21 protein-coding genes and 1 riboswitch are annotated in these 24225 nt (G+C 65.4%); of the genes, 9 read left to right on the forward strand and 12 right to left on the reverse strand.

Features of this window, described 5'->3' with window-relative positions; genetic code table 11:
- Positions 1 to 116: 116 nt before the first annotated feature.
- Together ACP15K_RS01075 and ade are read right to left on the reverse strand one after the other, a co-directional pair.
- On the reverse strand, positions 117 to 1580 hold the full coding sequence (locus tag ACP15K_RS01075; RefSeq protein WP_193139448.1) for an AMP nucleosidase: 1464 nt from the start codon (positions 1578 to 1580) through the stop codon (positions 117 to 119).
- Positions 1581 to 1587: 7 nt separating this feature from the next.
- Positions 1588 to 3384: an adenine deaminase gene (gene ade / locus ACP15K_RS01080; protein WP_193139450.1), complete on the reverse strand. Its 1797-nt coding sequence runs from the start codon at positions 3382 to 3384 to the stop codon at positions 1588 to 1590.
- Between the two features lie 585 nt (positions 3385 to 3969).
- Positions 3970 to 4059: riboswitch (TPP riboswitch) on the forward strand.
- Between the two features lie 48 nt (positions 4060 to 4107).
- On the opposite strand from ade, the gene thiM reads away from it, so the two are divergent.
- The 7 genes from thiM (at position 4108) to ACP15K_RS01115 (ending at position 9523) form a co-directional block, all read left to right on the forward strand.
- On the forward strand, positions 4108 to 4899 hold the full coding sequence (gene thiM / locus ACP15K_RS01085; protein ID WP_193139451.1) for a hydroxyethylthiazole kinase: 792 nt from the start codon (positions 4108 to 4110) through the stop codon (positions 4897 to 4899).
- Positions 4896 to 5543 carry a thiamine phosphate synthase gene (gene thiE / locus ACP15K_RS01090; RefSeq protein ID WP_193139453.1) on the forward strand — a complete coding sequence of 216 codons (648 nt, stop codon included), beginning with the start codon at positions 4896 to 4898 and terminating at the stop codon, positions 5541 to 5543. Before thiM ends, thiE begins: the two co-directional genes overlap by 4 nt.
- Positions 5540 to 6373, forward strand: coding sequence for a bifunctional hydroxymethylpyrimidine kinase/phosphomethylpyrimidine kinase (gene thiD, locus ACP15K_RS01095; RefSeq protein WP_424989610.1), 834 nt, complete (start codon positions 5540 to 5542; stop codon positions 6371 to 6373). The genes thiE and thiD overlap by 4 nt, the downstream gene beginning before the upstream one ends.
- Positions 6370 to 7308: an ABC transporter substrate-binding protein gene (locus ACP15K_RS01100; protein ID WP_424989611.1), complete on the forward strand. Its 939-nt coding sequence runs from the start codon at positions 6370 to 6372 to the stop codon at positions 7306 to 7308. The genes thiD and ACP15K_RS01100 overlap by 4 nt, the downstream gene beginning before the upstream one ends.
- Complete coding sequence (gene tenA / locus ACP15K_RS01105; protein ID WP_193139458.1) at positions 7305 to 7988, forward strand: thiaminase II; 684 nt, start codon at positions 7305 to 7307, stop codon at positions 7986 to 7988. The genes ACP15K_RS01100 and tenA overlap by 4 nt, the downstream gene beginning before the upstream one ends.
- 70 nt (positions 7989 to 8058) lie before the next feature.
- The gene (locus tag ACP15K_RS01110) at positions 8059 to 8781 is read left to right on the forward strand and encodes an ABC transporter ATP-binding protein (protein WP_193139460.1); all 723 of its coding nucleotides are present in this window, start codon (positions 8059 to 8061) and stop codon (positions 8779 to 8781) included.
- Between the two features lies 1 nt (position 8782).
- Entirely contained in the window at positions 8783 to 9523 is a 741-nt protein-coding gene (locus tag ACP15K_RS01115; protein ID WP_424989612.1) for an ABC transporter permease, read from the forward strand.
- Here the strand turns inward: ACP15K_RS01115 and ACP15K_RS01120 are convergent.
- The 7 genes from ACP15K_RS01120 to ACP15K_RS01150 all read right to left on the reverse strand — a co-directional run bounded on the left by ACP15K_RS01120 (position 9520) and on the right by ACP15K_RS01150 (position 17054).
- Positions 9520 to 10992, reverse strand: a complete 1473-nt coding sequence (locus tag ACP15K_RS01120; RefSeq protein WP_226925628.1) for a mechanosensitive ion channel family protein — start codon at positions 10990 to 10992, stop codon at positions 9520 to 9522. The two genes, ACP15K_RS01115 and ACP15K_RS01120, sit on opposite strands and share 4 nt — an antisense overlap.
- A gap of 162 nt (positions 10993 to 11154) precedes the next feature.
- Positions 11155 to 11550, reverse strand: coding sequence for a F0F1 ATP synthase subunit epsilon (locus tag ACP15K_RS01125; RefSeq protein WP_424989613.1), 396 nt, complete (start codon positions 11548 to 11550; stop codon positions 11155 to 11157).
- Between the two features lie 12 nt (positions 11551 to 11562).
- Entirely contained in the window at positions 11563 to 12981 is a 1419-nt protein-coding gene (gene atpD / locus ACP15K_RS01130) for a F0F1 ATP synthase subunit beta (protein WP_193139468.1), read from the reverse strand.
- 18 nt (positions 12982 to 12999) lie between these two features.
- The gene (locus ACP15K_RS01135; RefSeq protein ID WP_193139470.1) at positions 13000 to 13869 is read right to left on the reverse strand and encodes a F0F1 ATP synthase subunit gamma; all 870 of its coding nucleotides are present in this window, start codon (positions 13867 to 13869) and stop codon (positions 13000 to 13002) included.
- A gap of 21 nt (positions 13870 to 13890) precedes the next feature.
- The gene (gene atpA / locus ACP15K_RS01140) at positions 13891 to 15429 is read right to left on the reverse strand and encodes a F0F1 ATP synthase subunit alpha (RefSeq protein ID WP_193139472.1); all 1539 of its coding nucleotides are present in this window, start codon (positions 15427 to 15429) and stop codon (positions 13891 to 13893) included.
- A complete protein-coding gene (locus ACP15K_RS01145) occupies positions 15429 to 15989 on the reverse strand; it encodes a F0F1 ATP synthase subunit delta (protein WP_424989614.1) in 561 nt (186 codons plus the stop codon). The genes atpA and ACP15K_RS01145 overlap by 1 nt, the downstream gene beginning before the upstream one ends.
- Before the next feature lie 303 nt (positions 15990 to 16292).
- Positions 16293 to 17054, reverse strand: a complete 762-nt coding sequence (locus ACP15K_RS01150; RefSeq protein WP_193139476.1) for a class I SAM-dependent methyltransferase — start codon at positions 17052 to 17054, stop codon at positions 16293 to 16295.
- A 63-nt stretch (positions 17055 to 17117) separates the two neighbouring features.
- On the opposite strand from ACP15K_RS01150, the gene gloB reads away from it, so the two are divergent.
- Positions 17118 to 17885: a hydroxyacylglutathione hydrolase gene (gene gloB, locus ACP15K_RS01155; RefSeq protein ID WP_424989615.1), complete on the forward strand. Its 768-nt coding sequence runs from the start codon at positions 17118 to 17120 to the stop codon at positions 17883 to 17885.
- Between the two features lie 162 nt (positions 17886 to 18047).
- Complete coding sequence (clpA, locus tag ACP15K_RS01160) at positions 18048 to 20375, forward strand: ATP-dependent Clp protease ATP-binding subunit ClpA (RefSeq protein ID WP_193139479.1); 2328 nt, start codon at positions 18048 to 18050, stop codon at positions 20373 to 20375.
- 112 nt (positions 20376 to 20487) lie between these two features.
- On the opposite strand, the gene ACP15K_RS01165 is transcribed toward clpA, so the two are convergent.
- From ACP15K_RS01165 to ACP15K_RS01175, 3 genes are all read right to left on the reverse strand, one after another.
- Positions 20488 to 22338: a peptidoglycan -binding protein gene (locus ACP15K_RS01165; protein ID WP_424989616.1), complete on the reverse strand. Its 1851-nt coding sequence runs from the start codon at positions 22336 to 22338 to the stop codon at positions 20488 to 20490.
- A 3-nt stretch (positions 22339 to 22341) separates the two neighbouring features.
- Positions 22342 to 23538, reverse strand: a complete 1197-nt coding sequence (locus ACP15K_RS01170; RefSeq protein WP_193139483.1) for a biopolymer transporter ExbB — start codon at positions 23536 to 23538, stop codon at positions 22342 to 22344.
- 63 nt (positions 23539 to 23601) lie between these two features.
- A complete protein-coding gene (locus tag ACP15K_RS01175; RefSeq protein WP_193139485.1) occupies positions 23602 to 24183 on the reverse strand; it encodes a gamma-glutamylcyclotransferase in 582 nt (193 codons plus the stop codon).
- Positions 24184 to 24225: the final 42 nt, after the last annotated feature.

Genomic DNA, 24225 nt, shown 5'->3' on the forward strand with positions numbered 1-24225 from the left:
CTCCAGAGCCTGCCTTTTGTCATTGGCCTCAGTCTAGCGGCAAGCGATTCAGCGGCACAATGGTTTTCGCCTGCTTTCCTTGGCGAAAAGGCAAGTTTTCAAGGGTTTTTTGGCTCTCAGAGGAAGGCCGTCTCCTCGAAAGAGCGCAGTTTGCGCGAATGGATGCGTTCCAGCGGCATGTCGCGCAGCAGCTCCATCGCCCGCACCCCGATTTCCAGATGCCGCGAAACCTGCGTCTTGTAGAAGTCGCTGGCCATGCCGGGCAGCTTCAGCTCGCCGTGCAGCGGCTTGTCGGAGACGCAGAGCAATGTGCCATAGGGCACGCGGAAGCGGAAGCCGTTGGCGGCGATGGTGGCGCTTTCCATATCCAGCGCAATGGCCCGTGACTGGCTGAGGCGATGCACAGGGCCGGTAGGATCGCGCAGTTCCCAGTTGCGGTTGTCGATGGTCGCCACGGTGCCGGTGCGCATGATGCGTTTCAGCTCGTACCCTTCCAGCCGGGTGATTTCGGCCACCGCCTGTTCCAGTGCCACCTGGATCTCGGCCAGCGGCGGGATCGGCACCCAGACCGGCAGATCGTCGTCCAGCACGTGATCCTCGCGCAGATAGGCATGGGCCAGCACGAAATCGCCCAACCGCTGCGAGTTCCGCAGCCCGGCGCAATGGCCCACCATCAGCCAGGCATGCGGGCGCAGCACGGCGATATGGTCGGTGGCGGTCTTGGCGTTCGACGGACCGACCCCGATGTTGACCAGCGTGATCCCCGAGCCGTCGGCGCGGGTCAGGTGATACGACGGCATCTGCGGCAGCTTGCCGGGATGCAGAAGGTCGTCCTTGGGACCGGTGATCGTGGCATTGCCCGGCCCCACGAAAGAGGTATAGCCGCTGTCCGGATCGCCCAGCACCTGCCGCGCGAAGGCTTCGAATTCATCCACGTAGAACTGGTAGTTGGTGAACAGCACGTGGTTCTGGAAGTGCTCGGGGTCGGTGGCGGTATAGTGGCTGAGACGGGCCAGAGAATAGTCGATGCGCTGCGCCGTGAAGGGCGCCAGCGGCGACACCGCGCCCGGCCCGGCTGGAACCATGCCGTTGACGATATCGTCGTTGGTCGAATTCAGGTCGGGCACGTCGAAGGCATCGCGCAGGGCGAAGGTCAGCGCGCCGTCATGGGGCACCGCCTTGCCGGCCATGGCGAAATGCAACGGCATCGGCGTGTCCGAGACCCCGATTCGCACCGCCGTGCCGTGGTTCTTTTGCAGCAGCCGGATCTGCTGCTTGAGATAGTTCTCGAACAGGTCGGGCCGGGTCACCGTGGCGGCGAATTCGCCCGGATGGCCCACATGGCCAAAGCTCAACCGGCTGTCCACAGGCGCGTACGAGCCCATGACCACCCGGATCTCGGGGTAATAGGCGCGATAGCGGCCCGCAGGCTCGCCGGCTTTCAGCGCCGCCTCGAACCCATCGGCCAGATGCAGCCGTGCCACATCGTACAGCTCCTGCAGATAGGCCACGGCCAGCGCGGGATCGGTGAATTCGCGCGCCGGCATCTCGGGCGGCGTCAGAAGGGATACGTCGTTCATAAGGGGTTCAGCTTTCAATCAGATCGGTCAGTTCGAAGCGGGTGACATCCACCAGCCCCATGTCGGAAATGCGCAGTTCCGGGATCACCACCAGCGCCAGCAGCGAATGCTGCATGTAAGCGTTGTTCAGGGTGCAGCCGCAGGTTGCCATGGCCTCGACCATCGCCTGTGCCTGTGCGGCCACCTCGGCCGCCGGGCTGTCGGACATCAGCCCCGCCACCGGCAAGGGCACCGAAGCCAGCTCGACCCCGTCGCGAAACACCGTGATGCCGCCGCCCAGTTCGCCCAGATGATTCGCCGCCGCCGCCATATCCGCGCGCGCGGTGCCCACCACGATCATGTGATGGCTGTCATGGGCCACGGTCGAGGCGATCGCCATGTTGCCCTGATACCCGAAACCCGACACGAAGGCATTCTGAACTTCGCCGGTGGCGCGGTGACGCTCGACCAGCGCGATCTGGCAGACATCCTGCGCGGGATCACCTTCGATCCGGCCATCGACCACCGGCAGTTCGCGCACCAGCGCCTTGGTCGGGGCCTGATTCTCGACCACGCCGATGACCTTGGCGGTGACGTGATTGGCACCTTCGGGGGCCGGGATCTCGAAATCGGGCGCGGCAAGGGTCTTGCCCAGATGCACGGTGGCGCGGGCGTCCTCGGGCCAGTCCAGATGCGGGCACTCCACGGTGATCCGGCCGTTTTCGGCCACCACCTGCCCCCGCGCGATCACCGTCTCGATGGGCAGCGCGGTCAGGTCCGAGGTCAGGATCACATCCGCCCGCCGCCCCGGCGCGATGGACCCCAATTCACGCTCCAGCCCGAAATGGGTGGCGGTGTTGATCGTACACATCTGCAGGGCCACCAGCGGGTCGCAGCCGCAAGCGATGGCATGGCGCAGCACCCGATTCATATGGCCGTCATTGACCAGCGTGCCGGAATGGCAATCGTCGGTGCACAGGATGAAGTTGCGCGGGTCCAGCCCCTTTTCGGTGACCGCCGTGATCTGGCTTTCCACGTCGTACCAGGCCGAGCCCAGCCGCATCATCGACCGCATCCCGGCGCGCACGCGGGCAATGGCATCGCCCTCGCAGGTGCCTTCGTGATCATCCGCCGGGCCGCCCGCCGCATAGGCATGAAAGTCCGGGCCCAGATCGGGGCTGGCATAATGTCCGCCCACGGTCTTGCCCGCGGCTTGCGTCGCCGCAATCTCGGCCAGCATCTTGGGGTCGCCATTGACCACGCCGGGGAAATTCATCATCTCGCCCAGCCCGATGATACCGGGCCAGACCATCGCCTCGGCCACATCCTCGGGGGTGATTTCATAGCCGGTGGTTTCCAGACCCGGTGCCGAGGGCGCGCAACTGGGCATCTGGGTGAAGATGTTGACCGGCTGCAGCAGCGCCTCGTCATGCATCAGCCGCACGCCGCGCAGGCCCAGCACATTGGCGATCTCATGGGGATCGGTGAACATGGTGGTGGTGCCATGGGGGATCACCGCGCGGGCGAATTCCGCCGGGGTCAGCATGCCGCTTTCGATGTGCATATGCGCATCGCACATGCCGGGGATCATGAAGCGCCCGGCGACCTCGATCACCTGCGTCTCCGGTCCGATGCAATGGCTGGCGTCGGGCCCACAATAGGCAAACCGGCCGTCGGCAATGGCCAGGTCGTGATTTTCAAGGCATTCGCGCGTGTGAACGTTGACCCAGGTGCCGCCTTTCAGAACAAGGTCGGCAGGCGCGCGACCGGCGGCGACGGCAATCAAACGGGGGGCACAGTCGGCCCAGGAGGAAATGGTCTGCATGGCCAAGGCTGACACAAGCTGCGGGGGAACGGCAAGTGATATTGCGGTGACAATCCGGGGGGTTGCCGGGTCGTGCCGCAGCGTTGTGCAAGGCGACCCGCACGGTGATTTCCCGCGCCGGGTGGGAAATTCCATACCCTGATGGGACCCGCGCAGCTCCGGCGTCAACAATTTGATGAGATTCGGCTGCTAGACCAAGGGCTGCCGGAACTGGTGCCGGAAACGGCCGGTGCAAAATGCACTCACCATGGCATTCGGATGACCCGAGGGGAGACCTCCTTGCCCCCGCGGGTCCGGCGGCGGCGCGCGCAGGACGCCAGTGCAGGCGCGCGCCGCCCCGCTGACCGACTAGACCCGTCGCGCGCGGCCGGGGGTGCAACGCCGCCCGCCCGCGAAGTCTGTCCGGCTCTCTGTAGGTACACCACATCGCTGGGCCGTCCGGTTCGCGGCCCGGCAGGGGGCATCCCCCGGTTCGATCCGGCATCCCTTGGCCAGCGCCTAGCGCCGCCTGCCCGGCGGCAGCCCGCCCCCCCCCCCGCGCCGATTTTCGCCCGTGACACGGCCGCGAGACTGTGGTTTACCCCCTGCCCGAGACAGGGGCGCCCGCTGGGCTGAGACGTACCCTTGGAACCTGATCCGGTTGATCCCGGCGTAGGAAGTCTTGCGGACCCGCCCCGTTGCTGCCCCGCATTGCCTCCTGCGTCTTGATAGGAGGCGCAAGACGTGACCACCCCCCCTGCCGAGGCCCTGCGCACCCTGCGTGCCCAGACCCCGCTGGTGCAATGCATCACCAATTTCGTGGCCATGAATTTCTCGGCCAACGTGCTGCTGGCGGCGGGCGCTGCCCCGGCCATGATCCATTGCGCCGAGGAAAGCGGCGATTTCGCCGGGGTCGTGGGCGCGCTGTCAGTGAACATCGGCACCCTGTCGCCGCCATGGGTCGACGGCATGCGCGCCGCCATCGCCGGGGCACAGGCGGCGGGCACGCCGTGGGTGCTGGACCCGGTCGGCCATTTCGCCACCCCCTACCGCGCCCGCGTCGCGCAAGACCTCGTGGACCTGCGCCCGACCATCATTCGCGGCAACGCCTCGGAAATCCTGGCACTGGCCGGTGAAGCGTCAGAAGGGCGTGGCGTCGATGCCAGCGATCCGGTCGCCGCCGCCGAAGGCGCCGCCCGGGCGCTGGCCGTCCGCACCGGCGGCACCGTGGCCATCACCGGCGAGGTTGATTTCGTCACCGACGGCACCCGCGCCCTGCGGATCCACGGCGGCCACCCGCTGATGCCCCGCGTCACCGCCACCGGCTGCGCCCTGTCCAGCCTCGTTGCCGCCTTCGCCGCCGTCACCGAGGACCCGTTCGACGCCACCGCCGCCGCCCTGACGCTGTTTGCCGCCGCCGGTCAGCGCGCGGGCATCGGTGCCGCCGGACCGGGAAGTTTCGCGCCCGCCTTTCTGGATGCGCTCTACCTTGCCAAGCCCGAGGATCTGGACTGGATCGAAAGGCACGCCGCATGAGCCGCCGCCCCCTGCCCGACCTCTCGGCCTATCTGGTGCTCGACCCCGGCCTGTGCGGCGGCCCCGAGGGCATGATCGCCACCACCCGCGCTGCGCTGGCGGGCGGGATCACCGTGGTGCAACTGCGCGACAAGACCCATGGCACCGAAGCCCTGATCGACACCGGTCGGACGTTGATGCGCCTGCTGGAGGGCACCAAGGTAGCCCTGATCGTCAACGATGACATCGATGCTGCGCTGGCCATCGGCGCCCACGGGCTGCACATCGGCCAGGGCGACCTACCGGTGGCCGAGGCCCGCGCCCGGCTGGGTGAAACCCCGCTGCTTGGCCTGTCGGTGGAAACCCCTGAACTTGCCGCGCAAGTGGATCCGGCCCTTGTCGATTACGTCGGCTGTGGCCCGGTCTTCGCCACCCCCACCAAGACCGACCACAAGACCCCCGTGGGATTCGACGGTCTGGCCCGGATCGTGGCCGCCGCCCCGGTGCCCGCCGTGGCCATCGGCGGGCTGAAGCCCGAACATGCGCGAGACGCCCTGAGGGCCGGCGCACAGGGCCTTGCCGTGGTTTCGGCCATCTGCGGCCAGCCCGACGCGCAAGCCGCCACACACACCCTTGTCACCGCGCTCTCGGAGGCCCGCTCATGATCCCCAACGTGCTGTCCATCGCCGGCTCCGACCCCTCGGGCGGCGCCGGCATCCAGGCCGACCTCAAGGCAATCTCGGCGCGCGGTTGCTACGCCATGGCCGCGCTGACGGCCCTGACCGCGCAGAACACCACCGGCGTCACCGGCGTGCACCTTGTGCCGCCGGCCTTCGTCGCCGACCAGATCGCCACCGTCTTTGCCGATGTGCGCGTCGATGCGGTGAAGATCGGCATGATCGCCACCGCCGAGATCGCCGAGGCGGTGTCCCGCGCCCTTGCCCCGCATCGCGGCATTCCGGTGGTGCTGGACCCGGTGATGATCGCCAAGGGCGGGGCGGCCCTGCTGGACCCCAATGCGGTCGAAGCGCTGACCCGCCACCTGCTGCCGCTGGCCACCCATCTGACACCCAACCTGCCCGAAGGCGCGGCCCTGCTGGGCGCGTCCCCCGCCACCACCCGCGCGGCGATGGAGGACCAGGCCACCGCCCTGCGCGCCTTCGGCCCCCGCACGGTGCTGCTGAAGGGCGGCCACCTGCCCGGCGACCAAAGCCCGGACCTGCTGGTCTCGGACCACGGCCTGCGCTGGTTCGAAGCCGCCCGCATTCCCACCGCCAACACCCATGGCACCGGCTGCACCCTGTCCTCGGCGCTGGCGGCCGAACTGGCCATGGGCGCCTCGGATCCCGAAGCGGTGCGCACCGCCAAATCCTATGTCACCGGCGCGGTTGCCAGGGCGGGCGAGCTTTCCGTCGGCCACGGCCACGGCCCGACCCATCATTTCCACGCCTTTTGGCCGCCCGCGGCCACCTATCCCGAAAGGACCCAAGGATGAGATCCCTTGCCGCCTCTGCCCTCGCCCTGATGCTTGCCCTGCCCGCGCAGGCCGCCGACGAGATGACCCTGATCCTCGACTGGTTCGTGAACCCCGATCACGGGCCGATCATCGTCGCGCAGGAACTGGGCTATTTCGCAGAACAGGATCTTGAGGTCGAGATCATTGCCCCCGCCGACCCTTCCGACCCGCCCAAGATGGTGGCCGCGGGCCGCGCTGATCTGGGCGTCTCCTACCAGCCGCAACTGCATCTTCAGGTCGCCGAAGGGTTGCCGCTGATCCGCGTCGGCACGCTGGTCGCCACGCCGCTGAACTGCCTGCTGGTGCTGGAAGACGGCCCGGTCAAGACCCTCGCCGATCTGGACGGCCGCAAGGTCGGCTTCTCGGTCGCCGGTGTCGAAGAGGCGCTGCTGACCAAGATCCTGTCCAACGGCGGGCTGACCATGGACGACATCAAACTGGTCAACGTCAACTGGTCTCTGTCGCCCGCGCTGATGGCCGGTCAGGTGGATGCGGTCATCGGCGCCTTTCGCAACTTCGAACTCAACCAGATGGAGATCGAGGGCATCGCGGGCCGCTGCTTCTATCTGGAGGAAGAAGGCATCCCCGCCTATGACGAACTGATCTACGTCGCCAACCCGGACACCATGGATGCCGACATGATCCGCCGCTTCCTGACCGCCACGGAACTGGCCACCCAATACATCATCAACAACCCCGAAGCCGCGTGGGAGGTGTTCTCGGGCACCGCCAAGGAGCTTCAGGACGAGTTGAACGCCAAGGCCTGGGTCGACACCTATCCGCGCTTCTCCCTGACGCCGGCCGGTCTGGACGCGGGCCGCTACGCACGGTTCGAGGCTTTCCTTGCCGACAGCGGTCTGGTCGAAGGCACCCGCCCGGTGTCGCAACTGGCCGTGGATCTGGGCGCGCAATGAGTGCGCCCGATTATGGCCGCGCCTTCGCCCTGTGGCGGGCTGGCGCGGCGGACCCTTGGCAGGCCTATACCCGGCACGCCTTCGTCGAAGGGCTGAAGGACGGCACCCTGCCGCGCGAGAACTTCCTGCACTACCTGGTGCAGGATTACGTCTTCCTCGTGCATTTCTCGCGCGCCTGGGCGCTGGCGGTCACCAAGTCCCGCACGTTGGACGAGATGAAGGCCGCCGCCGCCACGGTGAACGCGCTGGTCAACCACGAGATGCAGTTGCATGTGACCACCTGCGCCGAGGCCGGCATCTCCGAGGAGGACCTGTTCACCGCCACCGAACGGCCCGAGAACCTCGCCTATACCCGCTATGTGCTGGATGCCGGCCATTCCGGCGATCTGGCCGACCTGTTGGCGACGCTGGCCCCTTGCGTGCTGGGCTATGGCGAGATCGGCGCGCGGCTTTCGGTCGAACGGGCCGCCGACACCCCTTACGGCGATTGGATCGAGACCTATGGCGGGGCCGAATATCAGGATCTCTGCCGCGACACCGGCGCGATGATCGACGCCGCCCTTGCCCGCCGCATCGGGCCGGAGTTCGATGCCGCCCCGCGCTGGCCCGAATTGCAGGCGCAGTTCACCCGCGCCACGGCGCTGGAAGTCGGCTTCTGGGACATGGGGATGACCCCGTGACCCAGCCGCCCCGCAGCCATACGCCAGCCATACCTTTTCCGGACGTTTTCCAGACGCGGGTTTTGGCGCCATGAGCGCCCCGGCGATCCGGGTTTCGGGTCAGGCCGAAATCGGCGGCGCGACGCTGTTCGGCCCGCTGGACCTGACACTGGAACCCGGCGGCTGGACCTGTCTGCTGGGACCGTCGGGCGTCGGCAAATCCACTATCCTGCGGCTGATCGCCGGGCTGGACACCGGCGCCCGCTTCACCGGCCAGATCACCGCCGACGGCGGCCCGCTCCCCCCTTCGCACCTGGCCTATATGGCCCAGGACGACCTGCTGCTGCCGTGGCGCAGCGTGCTGGGCAACGTGATGCTGGGGGCCGAGTTGCGCGGCCAGAAGGCGGAACGGGCGCGCGCCGAAAAACTCCTTTCAGATGTTGGACTTGCGGCCCATTCCGGCAAGCGGCCCGCGGCGCTTTCGGGCGGTCAGCGGCAACGCGTGGCGCTGGCCCGCACGCTGATGGAAGATCGCCCCGTGGTGCTGCTGGACGAGCCGTTTTCGGCGCTGGACGCCCGCACCCGCGCCGACATGCAGGATCTGGCCTTCGGCCTGCTGGCCGGGCGCAGCGTGCTGCTGGTCACCCATGATCCGGCCGAGGCCGCGCGGCTGGGCCACCGCATCTTCGTGCTGGAATCCCATGGGCTTGCGCAGATGCCCACGCCCCCCGGTGCGCCGCTGCGCGCGGTGGACGACCCCGCCCTGCTGACGGCGCAGGCACAACTTCTGCAACACCTGCGCGGGAAGGCGTAACATGGGCGCCCGGATCCTGAACGCGCTGTTCGTGACCGCCGTGCTGCTGGGGCTGTGGCAGACGCTGGTGACGCTGGCCGATCTGCCGCCCTTCATCCTGCCCGGCCCGGTCCGGGTGGCGCAGGCCCTGTGGAACAATGCCGGGCTGATCGGCTGGCACGCGCTGGTGACCTTTTCCGAAGTGCTGGCGGGGCTGGTGCTGGGGTCGGCGCTGGGGATCGTCACGGCGCTGCAACTGGCCACCTCGGGGCTGGCGCGGCGGCTGATCCGCCCGGCGCTGGTGCTGACCCAGGCGCTGCCGGTCTTCGCGCTGGCGCCGATCCTGACCCTGTGGCTGGGTTACGGGCTGTGGTCGAAGGTGCTGATGGCGGTGCTGATCATCTATTTCCCCGTCACCTCGGCCTTTTTCGACGGGCTGATGCAGACCCCGCGCGGCTATCTGGATCTGGCCCAGACCATGCAGGCGACACCGCGTCAGAGGCTTTGGCGCATCCGCGTGCCCGCCGCGCTTCCGGGACTGGCCTCGGGCCTGCGGCTGGCCGCGGTCTATGCGCCCATCGGGGCGGTGATCGGGGAATGGGTCGGGGCCAGCAACGGGCTTGGCTACCTGATGCTGCTGGCCAATGGCCGCGCCAAGATCGACCTGATGTTCGCAGCGCTGGTTGTGCTGGCCTGCCTGACGCTGACCCTGCACGTGCTGGTCAGCCGGGCCTGTGACCGGCTGACCGCGCGGATGGTCTAGGTGTCGTCGGTGCTTTCGTCGGCGCCTTCGTCGCCGGACTTGAAGTCCGGCGCACCCTTGGGCCGCCCGAGCCCGTGGTCACCGTCCACCGCAACCGGGGCGACGCCCAGCAGCGGCGCCGGCGCCATGCCTGAGGCCACGTGCAGGTGCATGTCGGTCTGCGGGAAGGGGATCGAGATTCCGCCTTCGTCAAAGGCCTCTTTGACCTGGCGGGTCAGATCCCAATAGACGGTCCAGTAGTCCGTGCTGTTGACCCAGGGCCGGCAGATGAAGTCCACCGAGCTGGCTCCCAGCGCGCTGACCCGGATCACCGGGGCCGGATCGCTCAGAACCAGCGGATGCTCCTCTACCACCCGCTCAAGGATGGCCTGCGCATCAGAGATGCTGTCGTCATAGCCAATGCCGAAGGTCAGATCGACCCGGCGCGTGGTCGAAGCGGTGGTGTTGGTGATCACGTCGCCCCAGACCTTCGAGTTCGGGATCACGATGACCTGGTTGTCGGGCGTATTGATGGTGGTGGACACCACCGACACCGATTTCACCGTACCGCCCATGCCCGCGATGGTCACATAGTCGCCCTCGTCGAAGGGGCGGTTGAACATGATCATCAGACCGGCGGCAAGGTTACCCAGCGTGTCCTGGAAGGCAAAGGCAATGATGAAGGAAGCACCACCAACCAGAGCGAACATCGGCGTAACGTCAATCCCGAGCGCCGACAGCACCACCATCAGACCGATCGCGATGGTCAGCCAGTAGACCACCATCGCAAGGAAAGCCTGCAACAGCCGCGACAGGTTCGGCACCCGGCCAAGCGCCCGGCGCACGAAGCCGCGCACGGTGCGGCTGACAATCAACAGAAGGATGAAGGCACCGACGATCGTCACGACCTGGATTGCAAGGGCAATACCGCCTTCGCGATCCTGCGCCCACGACAGGGCCAGACTGACCAATGTCCGCCAGTCCGCGTTCTGCTTTTCATCGACAATGATCGCATTTCGGTAGGCACGGAACGACGCCACCACGGCCTCGTCGCCGCCCTTCTTCTCGAAGGCGTCGACCACGGTGATATAACGGGCAAAGGCTTCGCCGCGCTGGTCGCTCATGGAAGTCAGCCGGTCCCGCATGTCCTCGGTGGCGTCGCCTTCGGCCTGCAGGATGACCACCTGCTGATCGACGACCGCCTGCGTCTGACGCTGGACGATCTCCAGCCAGGTTTCGGCCAGGGCCTGCAACTGGTCCGCCGTCAGCGGAATGACCAGCAGCTTCAACTCGTCCAGAGGAATTCCGGTGCTGTCCAGTCCTTCGGGATAGGACGGCCCTTCTTCGGCGGGCGCTTCCTCGGCGGCGGCGGCATCGCCCTCGGCCGGGGCTTCCGCCGATTCGTCAGCGCCCGCGGCAGCGGGGGGGGTCTGGGCAAAAGCGGGCGCGGTCAGGACCTGACCTGAAACCGCGGCGAAAAATAGAATCAAGAGAAGGCGGCGAAGCATCTGTTGGGCAAGCTTTCCTGTTGAACACGGGGGGGACACGCCCCGAACCGGGACGCCATGATGGTCAGAGGAATAGCGCATTCCGAACACAAGAAAACCCCCCGGATGTGATCCGAGGGGTTCAGAACACGCAATAAAACTGCGTTACTCCATGTCTTCCAGAAGCTTGACCAGATCGGCCACCAGTTTGGCAGCCACATCCTTGTGCTCGCCCGACGCATCCTCGTGGGTGCTGCGGGCGGCGACCAGGTGTTCCTCGACGGCCGGTTTGGAATCGGCGTGGCGGGGAAAGGCCCGCTCGGCCAGGACCGTAGTGGCATCTGCGGTGATCTCGGCAAACCCGCCGGTGACGGCGAATTCACTGGTGCCGTCCGGCCCGGTCACCTTGAGGATTCCGGGACGAAGGGTGGTGATCAACGGCGCATGGTTCGGCATGGCCGTCAGGTCACCTTCGGCGCCCGGGATCTGGACCGAGGTCGCGGTGAGCGAAGCCAGGCTCCGCTCGGGCGACACGAGGTCGAATTGTAGGGTATCAGCCATGCGCCTGTTCCCTTATGCCGCGTCCGCGGCCATCTTCTCGGCCTTGGCGATCACTTCGTCGATGTCGCCCACCATGTAGAAGGCGGCCTCGGGAAGATGATCGTATTCGCCGGCCACGACGGCCTTGAACGACTCGATGGTTTTTTCCAGCGGGACCTGAACACCGTCCGAACCGGTGAACACTTTCGCAACGTCGAAGGGCTGCGACAGGAAGCGCTGGATTTTCCGGGCACGGGCAACGGTCAGTTTGTCTTCTTCCGACAATTCGTCCATGCCGAGAATGGCGATGATGTCCTGCAGCGACTTGTAGCGCTGGAGAATCCCCTGCACTTCACGCGCAACGTTGTAGTGCTCTTCGCCCAGAACCGCCGGGTCCATCAGACGCGACGAGCTGTCGAGCGGGTCCACGGCCGGGTAGATACCCAGTTCCGAGATGGCGCGCGACAGAACGGTGGTGGCGTCCAGGTGGGCAAAGGTGGTGGCCGGGGCCGGGTCGGTCAGGTCGTCCGCGGGAACATAGACGGCCTGGATCGAGGTGATCGAACCGGCTTTGGTCGAGGTGATGCGTTCCTGCATGGCGCCCATGTCGGTGGCCAGCGTCGGCTGGTAGCCCACAGCGGAAGGAATCCGGCCCAGCAGGGCGGACACTTCCGAACCGGCCTGCGTGAAGCGGAAGATGTTGTCCACGAAGAACAGAACGTCGGTCCCGGACTGGTCGCGGAACTGCTCGGCCAGGGTCAGGCCGGTCAGGGCCACACGGGCACGGGCGCCCGGAGGTTCGTTCATCTGACCGTACACCAGGGCCACCTGCGATTCTTCCAGGTTGTCCGGCTTGATCACGTTCGATTCGATCATCTCGTGATACAGGTCGTTGCCTTCACGGGTCCGTTCGCCAACACCCGCGAACACCGAGAAGCCCGAGTGCACTTTTGCGATGTTGTTGATCAGTTCCATGATCAGAACGGTCTTGCCCACACCGGCGCCGCCGAACAGGCCGATCTTGCCGCCCTTGGCGTAGGGCGCCAGCAGGTCGATCACCTTGATGCCGGTGACCAGAATGTCGCTCGACGTCGACTGCTCGTCGAATTGCGGAGCGGGCTGGTGGATGGCGCGGGTCTCGCTTGCGGTGACCGGCCCTTTTTCGTCCACCGGCTCGCCGATGACGTTCAGGATACGGCCCAGAGTGGCGTTGCCAACCGGGATCGAGATCGGGGCGCCGCTGTCCTCAACCGCCTGGCCACGAACCAGACCTTCGGTGGCGTCCATCGCGATGGTCCGGACCGTGTTTTCACCGAGGTGCTGGGCCACTTCCAGAACCAGTTTCTTGCCATTGTTTTCGGTGGTCAGTGCGTTCAGAATCGCCGGCAGTTCGCCGTCGAACTTGACGTCAACGACCGCGCCGATGACCTGGGCTACCTTGCCTTGTGCCATGTCGTGTCTCCGGTTCCTTTAGAGCGCCTCGGCGCCCGAGATGATTTCGATAAGCTCGTTGGTGATGACGGCCTGACGCGAGCGGTTGAACTCGATGGTCAGCTTGTCGATCATTTCGCCAGCGTTGCGGGTTGCGTTGTCCATTGCCGACATCCGCGCGCCCTGCTCCGAGGCGGCGTTTTCCAGCAGGGCCGCGAAGACCTGCGTGGCAACACCCCGAGGCAGAAGATCGGCCAGGATGCCTTCCTCGCTGGGCTCGTAATCGTACAGCGTGCTCGCTTCCGCGGTTTCTTCAAAGCTCGCCGGGATGATCTGCTGTGCCGTCGGCACCTGGCTGACCACGCTTTCGAACTGGGCGTAGAAGATGGTGCAGACGTCGAATTCGCCGCCGTCGAAACGGGACAGCAGATCCTGGGCCACCGACAGGGCGTTGTCATAACCGATACGCTTGACATGGCTCAGGTCAACATGGGCGACAAACAGATCCCCCAGATCGCGCTTCAACTGCTCGCGGCCCTTCTTGCCGACGGTCAGGATCTTCACGGTCTTGCCCTGCCCGCGCAGCTTTTGCGCATGGATGCGGGCCAGCTTGGCGATCGACGAGTTGAAGCCGCCGCACAGGCCCCGTTCGGAGGTCATCACCACCAGAAGGTGGGTCTGATCCGCGCCGGTTCCGCTGAGCAGTTTCGGCGCACTCGGGGAGCCGCCGACCGACGCCGCCAGCCCACTCAGAACGGCGTTGAACCGTTCTGTGTAGGGCCGGGAAGCCTCGGCACTCTCCTGGGCGCGGCGAAGTTTCGCCGCCGCGACCATCTGCATGGCTTTCGTGATCTTGCGAGTGCTTTTGACACTCTCGATCCGATTTTTGAGATCCTTAAGGTTAGGCATGTGCGCTCTCCCTCAAGGTGCTCAAGCGAAGCTAGCAGCGAATTCGTCGAGCGCAGCCTTGATCTTGTCTTCCAGCTCACCTTTGACCTTGCGGTCGTTCTCGGTGATGTCGACCAGCAGGTCCGACTTCTGGTTCCGCAGGAAGGCCAGCAGCCCCTGCTCGAAGCGGCCCACGTCGGACACCGGGATCTTGTCCAGGTAGCCCTTGGTGCCGGCAAAGATGACGCAAACGATTTCCGCGTTGGTCAGCGGCGAATACTGCGGCTGCTTCATCAGTTCGGTCAGGCGGGCGCCGCGGTTCAGCAGGCGCTGGGTCGCAGCGTCCAGGTCGGACCCGAACTGGGCGAAGGCCGCCATTTCGCGGTACTGCGCCAGTTCCAGCTTCACCGGGCCGGCAACCGATTTCATCGCGTCGGTCTGCGCCGAAGAGCCCACACGCGACACCGACAGACCGGTGTTCACGGCCGGGCGGATGCCCTGGAAGAACAGTTCGGTTTCCAGGAAGATCTGGCCGTCGGTGATCGAGATCACGTTGGTCGGAATGAAGGCCGACACGTCGCCACCCTGGGTTTCGATGATCGGCAGTGCGGTCAGCGAGCCGGCACCGTGATCCTCGTTCAGCTTGGCAGACCGCTCCAGCAGGCGGGAGTGCAGGTAGAAAACGTCACCCGGATAGGCTTCACGTCCCGGCGGGCGGCGCAGCAGCAGCGACATCTGGCGGTAGGCAACGGCCTGTTTGGACAGGTCATCGTAGATGATCAGCGCGTGGCGACCGTTGTCGCGGAAGTATTCCGCCATGGCGGTCGCGGCGTAGGGCGCCAGGAACTGCATCGGCGCGGGGTCCGACGCGGTGGCGGCGACGACGATCGTGTAGTCGATGGCGCCGGTTTCTTCCAGCTTCTTCACCAGCTGTGCCACTGTCGAACGCTTCTGACCGACGGCAACATAGATGCAGTACAGCTTCTTGCTTTCGTCGTCGCCAGCGGCGTCGTTGTAGACTTTCTGGTTCAGGATGGTGTCCAGCGCCACGGCGGTCTTGCCGGTCTGACGGTCACCGATGATCAATTCCCGCTGGCCGCGGCCGATCGGGATCATGGCGTCGACCGATTTCAGGCCGGTGGCCATCGGTTCGTGGACCGATTTACGCGGGATGATGCCCGGCGCTTTCTGGTCGGCGACGCGACGCTCGGTGGTCTCGATCGCCCCCTTGCCGTCAATCGGGTTGCCCAGACCGTCGACAACGCGGCCCAGCAGGGCTTCGCCAGCAGGGACGTCCACGATGGCGTTGGTCCGTTTGACCGTGTCGCCTTCCTTGATGTCCTGGTCCGTCCCGAAGATCACGACGCCGACGTTGTCGCTTTCCAGGTTCAGGGCCATCCCGCGGATACCGCCCGGGAATTCGACCATCTCGCCGGCCTGGATATTGTCCAGACCGTAAACGCGCGCGATGCCGTCCCCGACACTCAGCACACGGCCGACCTCGGCAACTTCTGCTTCCTGTCCGAAGTTCTTGATCTGCTCCTTAAGGATCGCAGAGATTTCGGCTGCCTGGATTCCCATTATCCGACCTCTTTCATTGCATTCTGGAGGTTTGCGAGCTTGGCCGCGATCGACGTGTCGATCATCCGCGAGCCCACCTTGACTACAAGACCGCCGATGAGGCTTTCATCCACGGTCGCCTTGATCTTGATATCCTTGCCGATCTTCGCCTTCAGCGTTTCCGCAAGGCGTGCGGCCTGCGCGTCGGTCAGCGCGGCTGCCGATTTCACATCGGCGGTTACTTCGCCTTTTTCCTCGGCGATCATCTCGTGCAGGGCCGCGATCAGCTGCGGCAGCACGAACAGACGGCGTTTCGAAGCCATCAGGGCCAGCGTGTTGCTGGTCAGCGCCGACAGGCCCATTTTCCCGGCAAGCGCCACGATGGCATCCTGCTGTTCCTGGCGCGCATACAGCGGCGACCGCACCATGGCCCCGAACTCGGCGCTTTCGCCAAGGGCGGCGCCCAGGGCATCCGCATCGGATTCTAGGGCCGCAAGCTGGCCTTCTTCTTTTGCCAGATCAAACATGGCAGTGGCATAGCGCTCGGCGATGCCTGAGGAGATCGAAGCTGGTTCGGACACGTCCACCCTTTCGATGTCGTTGGCCGGAACACACCCTGCGGGCGGCACCGGTCGGGGCCTGTGGCTCGTGTGCTCACGCAGCCGTCAAAATCAGCGCGGGTGTAGCAAAGCAGGTATTCACAGGCAACAGCGCAACATGGCTCAGATTGCAGCAGAGCGCCAGAAAATAAGGGGGTTTGGGCAGGTGCGACGGTTTGTGCAATCCATGTAAACCAGACATGTCATTTCCCGGACAGCCCGATTGCCCGCTTCCGCCCCGTTTTCGAGACCTTGATTCTCATAATTATTTCTTCGAATACCGAGTCAGTCTTGCCCGGACCGTGTCGCCACCGGACGCGCCGGGGCCATGCCGCCCAGAACCCGGATCGGATCGGGCAGCGCGTCGCGCACCGCGTTGCCGGTGGGGCGGAAGACCTCCTTGCAGGCTTCCACCATCAGCACGCCGCCAGCATAGCGGTTGGACAGGCTTTGCCCCACCCGCTCGCAGAACGGTCCGGCCTTCAGCCAGAACCGCTTGTGCGAGGGCGGCTGGAACAGGGCGACCTCGTGACGTTCGGCGGAAAACCCGTGGCGCTTCATCTGCGCTTCCAGCTGTCCCAGGCTGTAGGGCCGGCCATAGCCGAAGGGGGTCTGATCCGACCGCGCCCAGATCCCCGCCCGGTTCGGCACGATAAACAGGATGCGCCCGCCCGGCCCCAGCACCCGGCTGCATTCATCCAGCAACGCCGAGGGGTATTCCGAGGTTTCCAGCCCGTGCATCAACACCAGCTTGTCGACCATGCCGGTGGGCAGCGGCCAGCGCGCGTCCTCGCACAGTACCGAGACATTGGGCATCCCCGCCGGCCAAGGCATCACCCCCTGTGGCCCCGGCATCAGACCGACCACCCGCCGCGCATCCGCCAGATAGGGTCGCAGAAGCGGCACGGCAAAGCCGAAGCCCGCCACGGTCTGGCCCTTGGCCTCGGGCCACATTTCCAGAACCCGGTTGCGAATGGCGCGTTGGGCGGCCCGGCCCAGACGGGTCCGGTAGTAGAAGGTTTTCAGGTCCTGCACATCAAGATGCATTGCACAGCTCCATCCGCAGGGCGTAGCGTCGTGGAAACATTACCGCATCACTCCAGGAACACCATGCCCCTTGAACTCGTCACCGTGCCCTGTCTTTCCGACAACTATGCCTACATCCTTCACGATGCGGACAGCGGGGCTACGGCCGTGGCGGATGTGCCCGACGCCATGGCGGTCGAGGCCGCGCTGAAAAACCTCGGGTGGACTTTGAGCCATATCCTGGTGACCCACCACCATGATGACCATATTGGCGGGGTCGACGCCCTGCGCGCCGCCACGGGTGCCAAGGTCGTCGGCAACGCCGCCGATGCCAGCCGCCTGCCCCGACTCGACATCTCGGTCAGTCCCGGCGATCGGCTGGAATTCGGCACCGATACACTTGAGATTCTGGATGTCTCCGGCCACACGATCGGGCATATCGCCTATTTCTTCGGCAACGCCCATGTTCTGCTGTCCGGCGACAGCCTGATGGCCTTGGGCTGCGGGCGCCTGTTCGAAGGCACGCCGGCGCAGATGCACGCCAGCCTGACACGCATGGCCGCCCTGCCCGATGACACGAAAATCTGTTCGGGGCATGAATATACACAAGCCAACGCCCGCTTTGCCCTGAGCGTCGATCCGGACAACGCCGCCCTGAAAGCCCGTGCCGAAAAGGTGAACCTGCTGCGAAAAGACGGTCACCCCACGGTTCCCACCACTTTGGCCGAAGAAAAAGCCACCAACCCGTTTCTGCGCACGGACGACCCGGCCATCCGCCATCTGCTGGGGATGGAATCGGCAACAAACACTGAGGTTTTTGCCGAGATACGCGCCCGCAAGGATCGCTTCTGAAGGGGCCGATTGCCCCCCGCTCACGCCCCGGAAACACGCCCCGGTGCCAAGAGGTTGAAGAAAAAACACTTGAAGACGCTGTCAGAAAACCAAAACTTAAACCTGTGAGCCCACGGTCGAAGCGGGTTTACCCTTCGACCCAATGTGAAAGGAGCACGCCACGTGCCGTCGTTTTCCAACACACTAGAGCAGGCAATTCATGCGGCACTGGCCATGGCCAACACCCGCCGTCACGAGCTGGCGACCCTGGAGCATCTGCTGCTCGCCCTGATCGACGAACCCAATGCCGCAAAGGTCATGCAGGCCTGCGGTGTGGATCTGGACGTGCTGAAAGCCACCCTTGAAACCTTCATCGACGAGGAACTGACCTCGCTCGTGACCGAGGTGGAGGGGTCCGAAGCCGTGCCCACCGCCGCGTTCCAGCGGGTGATCCAGCGCGCGGCGATCCATGTGCAGTCCTCGGGCCGCACCGAAGTGACCGGCGCCAACGTGCTGGTGGCGATCTTCGCCGAACGCGAAAGCAACGCCGCCTTCTTCCTGCAGGAACAGGACATGACCCGCTATGACGCGGTGAATTTCATCGCCCATGGCGTCGCCAAGGATCCCAGCTATGGCGAGGCGCGCCCGGTGACCGGGGCCAGCGACTATGAAGAAGAGGTTGCGCAGGCCGCGCCGGAAGCCGAAGCCAAGGATTCCGCGCTGGCCAAATACTGCGTGGACCTGAACGCGAAATCCGCCAAGGGCGATGTCGATCCGCTGATCGGCCGCGACCAGGAGGTCGAGCGTTGCATCCAGGTGCTTTGCCGCCGCCGCAAGAACAACCCGCTGCTGGTGGGCGACCCCGGTGTCGGCAAGACCGCCATCGCCGAGGGGCTGGCGCGCAAGATCGTGCAGGGCGAAACGCCTGAAGTGCTGTCCGGGGCCACCATCTATTCGCTCGACATGGGGGCGCTGCTGGCCGGCACCCGCTATCGCGGCGATTTCGAGGAACGGCTCAAGGCGGTGGTGTCGGAACTGGAAGACCACCCCGACGCGGTGCTGTTCATCGACGAGATTCACACGGTGATCGGCGCCGGGGCCACCTCGGGCGGGGCGATGGATGCCTCCAACCTGCTGAAGCCGGCGTTGCAGGGCGGCAAGCTGCGCTGCATGGGCTCCACCACCTACAAGGAATTCCGCCAGCATTTCGAAAAGGACCGCGCGTTGAGCCGCCGGTTCCAGAAAATCGACGTGTCGGAGCCTTCGGTGGAAGACACCGTGAAGATCCTCAAGGGCCTGAAACCCTATTTCGAGGAACATCACGAGATCAAATATACCAGCGATGCGATCCGCACTGCGGTGGAACTTTCGGCGCGCTACATCAACGATCGGAAACTGCCGGACAAGGCCATCGACGTGATTGACGAGGCCGGCGCGGCGCAGCATCTGGTCGCCGAAAGCCGCCGCCGCAAGACCATCGGCGCGAAAGAGATCGAGGCCGTCGTCGCCAAGATCGCCCGCATCCCGCCGAAGAACGTCTCGAAAGACGATGCCGAGGTGTTGCGCGATCTGGAAACCACGCTCAAGCGGGTGGTTTTCGGGCAGGACGAAGCCATCGTGGCGCTGTCCTCGGCGATCAAGCTGGCCCGCGCCGGTCTGCGTGAGCCCGAGAAGCCCATCGGCAACTACCTGTTTGCCGGCCCCACCGGCGTCGGCAAGACCGAAGTCGCACGGCAACTGGCCGACAGCCTGGGCGTCGAACTGCTGCGTTTCGACATGTCGGAATACATGGAGAAACACGCGGTCAGCCGTCTGATCGGTGCTCCTCCGGGGTACGTCGGCTTCGACCAGGGCGGCATGCTGACCGATGGCATCGACCAGCATCCGCATTGCGTGCTGCTGCTGGACGAGATCGAAAAGGCGCATCCGGATGTCTACAACATCCTGCTGCAGGTGATGGATCACGGCAAACTGACCGACCACAATGGCCGGCAGGTGGATTTCTCGAACGTGATCCTGATCATGACCTCGAACGCCGGGGCCGCCGAACAGGCCAAGGCCGCCATCGGTTTCGGCCGCGACCGCCGCGAGGGCGAGGATACCGCCGCCATCGAACGAACCTTCACGCCGGAATTCCGCAACCGGCTGGACGCGGTGATCAGCTTCCGTCCGCTGCCGCAGGAGGTCATCCTGCAGGTGGTCGAGAAGTTCGTGCTGCAGCTTGAAGCCCAGCTCATGGATCGCAACGTCACCATCGAGCTGTCTCCGGCGGCGACCGCTTGGCTGGCCGAGAAGGGCTATGATGACAAGATGGGCGCCCGCCCGCTAGGCCGTGTGATCCAGGAATACATCAAGAAGCCGCTGGCCGAGGAACTGCTTTTCGGCAAGCTGGCCAAGGGCGGCGTGGTCCTTGTGACCGTGGAAGACGGCGCACTGAAACTGACCAGCGAGCCACCGGAAAAGGCGCGCCTGTCCAACGACAAGCGCCCGCCGCTGCTGACCGCGGATTGATCCCGCAGCCCTTCGACACAAAAAAACCCCCGCCATCGCGCGGGGGTTTTTCATTTTGGGAGGACCTTAACGTCATGCGCCTACGACCAAAGGCGGCCGGCGTCGCCCGGCCCTAGCGCTCCGTCAGTTTCAACTCGATCCGCCGGTTGCGCGCCCGCGCCTCGGGCGTGTCGCGCGGATCGACGGGCTGGTATTCACCAAATCCGGTGGCGGCCAGACGCTGGGGCGGAAAGCCAAAGGCATCGACCATGAAGCGCACCACCGACAGGGCCCGCGCCTGGCTGAGTTCCCAGTTGTCCTGATAGCTGCCGCCCGAAATCGGGATATTGTCCGTGTGGCCATCGACCCGGATCACCCAGTTGATCTCGGGCGGGATGATTGCGGCCACGTCCTGCAGCAGCTGGGCGATCTTGGCAATTTCGCCGCGCCCCTCGGTGGACAGAACCGCCGAGCCGGAAGCAAACAGCACTTCTGACGAGAACACGAAGCGATCCCCGACGACGCGGACGCCCTCCTGATCCCCCAGCAGATCCTTCAGCAGGCCGAAGAACTCGGACCGGTAGTTCTCAAGCTCTTTCTTCTCGGCCTCGACCCGCGCCCGCTCCGCCGATTCCAGTTGCGCCGCACGCAGGGCCTCGGCCTCGGCGCGCCTGGCCTCGGACGCCGCCTGTGCCAGCGCCGCGTTCAGACGCCCGCCCAGATTCTCCAACTGGATCTGCGAGGCACTGTCACGTGCCTCGGCATCGTCCAGCAGCGCCTGCAGATTGCCCAATTGATCCTGCAAGCCGGTCAATTGCGCGTTCAGCAAGGCCAACCGCCGCTGATCCGCGGTCGAGACCTCTTCCATCTCGGTGATCTGGCCGCGTGCCTGCGCCAGCAAGCGCGCCTGACGCTCGGTTTCGCTGAGCAGTGCCTCGGCTCCGGCTTCCGCCACGGCCCGCGCGGCCAAAGCAGCGGCCAGCTTGTCGCGTAGATCGTCCTGGCTTTCTCCGGCCCGGTCCAGTTCGGCGCGCAGCGCCTCCAATGCCGCCTCGGCAGTATCCAGCGCGCCGACATTCTCCTGCCCCTGCAACAGGGCTGCGGCAAGCTGCGCCTCAAGATCGTCGCGGGCTTCCCGCGCCGCGGCCAGCAGGGTCAGGGTGTCTTCCGCTTCTTTCCGCTGCGCCTCCAGCGACAGGGTCATGGCGGTCAGTTCCGCATCCGAGTTGCGCAGCCGTTCGCGCAGCGCCTCCGCCGCCGCGACCTCGGCCAGACGGGCGGCTTCTTCTTCGCTCAGGGCGGTTTGCGTTTCGGCCAGATTTTCAGCCAGGGCAGCCCGCTGTGCTTGGGTCAGCTCCAGTTGCGCCGCCGTGTCCTCGGTCTCGCGGCGCAGATCGGCAACCAGGGCCTCCAGGGCCTCGCGTCGGGCCGCTGCCAGCCGCGCGGCCTCAACCCCGGCGTCGACCTCCTGCCGGGCGGCGGCCAGCGCCAGTTCCAGCGCGCTGCGTTGGTCATCCAGCGCGTCAACCTCGCCTTCCAGATCGCCAATGCGCTGCTGATCGGTGGCGCGATCGGCCAGCAAGACGGCCACCTGCGCCTCGTAATCGGAAATCGCGGTGCGTGCCTGCGCGATGACGTTGTTGCGCCGTTCGATTTCGGTGGACAGCGTGTCGATCAGCCGAGCCTGGAATTCCTCGTTGGTCTCGGTCTCCTGCAACTCCAATCCCAACTCGGCAAGGTCCTCCTCCAGCTCGAAACTGCGCTGCTGCTCGGTCCCCAATGCGACGGCCAGTTGATCCAGCTCTCGCGACAGCCGGTCAAGTTGGCTTTCCTGCCCGGTGATGGTTTCGGTCTGGATCGATTGCACCACCATGAAAATGGTCAGCACGAAGATCAGCACCAGCAGCAGCGCCGTCATCGCATCGACGAAGCCGGGCCAGATGTTGGCCTCGAACCGACGTCCGCTGCGGCGGCTCAGCGCCATGGATCAGCGCCCCGCCCCGTTGGGGTCGGCGGCAATCTCGATCACGCGGGTCAGCCGGGCCAGATCGCGGCGCAATTCGGTGGTGCTTTCCTGCCGCCCGGCGGTGAGTTCTTCTAGGATCTTCAGAAGCTGCACGTCGATGGACCGCAGCCGCGACCGGGTTTCAGCCTCCAGCGCGTCCTTTTCGCCAGCGGGCTTGGCGGTGACCGTGTTGATCGCCTCGATCAGGTTTTCCTGCCCCTGCGCGATGCGGTTCAGCGCCGTGGTCATATGCGCGTCTTCGGACACCCGCGTCGCCAGCTTCTCGACCGAGGCCGCGATCTCGCCTAATCGCGCATCCACCGCCGCGCGGCTCTGGTCGCTTTCGATGAAGGTGGTGTTGAGCGCGTCGAACTGCTCGGTCATCTGATCCATCAGCGTGGCCAGCATCGAGTTTTCGGCGCTCATCTCGCCTTCGCTGTCACCGGCCGAGAATCCGACACGGGTGATGGTCGAAAGCCATTCCTCAAGCTCGCGGTAGAAGCGGTTCTGCCCGTGGCCCGCGAACAGCTCCAGCAGGCCCACCACCAGCGAGCCTGCAAGCCCCAGCAACGACGAGGCAAAGGCCGTGCCCATGCCGCCCAACTGCTGTTCCAGACCGCCGATCAGCCGCCCGAACACCTCGGTCGAGCTTTCGGTTTCCGACGGCGCCAGCGAGCGGATGGTGTCCACCACCGCCGGGATGGTCGTGGCCAGACCATAGAACGTGCCCAGAAGGCCCAGGAAAATCAGAAGGTTGACGATATAGCGCGTGATGTCGCGCGCCTCGTCCAGCCGGGTGGCCACGGAATCGAGGATCGAACGCGCCGAGGACGCCCCAATCTGCATCCGCGCCCCGCGCGTCCGCAACAAGGCCGCCAGCGGCGCCAGCATGCGCGGCGGGCGCTGGATGTCGAAACCGGGACGGTCGCGGGCAAAATCCTGAATCCAGTTTGCCGCCGAGAACAATTGCGCCACCTGCCAGAAGCAGGCGGCAACGCCGACCACGAAGACCACGCCGATGGTGCCGTTCAGCCACGGGTTGGCGGCAAAGACCGGCGACACCCGTGGATAGGCCACGTAAACGCCGATGCCGAAGGCCGCCATCACGATCACCATCGACAGAATCTGGCGCACCGGCTGGGAAAACTGCGCCCTGACCTCCCGCGTTGTGATCGCCATATGCCCGCCTCTTTCCTTGGTGTTGTGCAGCATAGGAAGCCGCCGTCTGGCTGCCAACCGGTTTTAAGTGCCCGTGGTTGCGCGCAATTCCGCCACGCGCGCCTCAAGCCAGTCCAGTTCGGGGTCGCGCAGGCCCAATTCACGCAGATGGCTGGCGGTGTTGGTCAGATACTCGTGATTGGGACCGCGCCCGCCGACGGCCCGGGCGATGACCTGCGCCTGTTCCTCAAGCGGCAGCGCACCGCAATACTGCACGTGGTCGGGGTCGATCACATAGGTCACGGCTTTTGCCACACGCCCGTCGCGCAGGCGGATCTCAAGGTACTTTTCCAGATAGGCCGACGAGATCAATTCCCGCGCGCGCAATTCGTCCAGGGTTTGCTCGGCATGATCGGGGTCCACGCGAAAGGCCACCCCGGCGCAGGTGGCCGCAGTCCCCTCATCCAGCGCCAGCACCAGCCCCGGTGCCGCCTCGGTGCCGCGATGATGGATCGACCGCATACAGAACGACCTGTGATAGCCGCTCAGATCCGCCAGCACCCGCTCGGCCACCGGAAAGCCGGGGTTCCACACCAGCGAGCCATAGCCGAAGACCCAGAACGGCGTCGGGGGTTCGGCAAGCAGGATGGCGGCGGTGTTGATCATGGTCTGGCCCTTCTGGTTCGCGTCGTTGTAAACACACAAGCA

This window comes from Fluviibacterium sp. S390, assembly GCF_049800695.1.
GTDB lineage: Bacteria > Pseudomonadota > Alphaproteobacteria > Rhodobacterales > Rhodobacteraceae > Meridianimarinicoccus.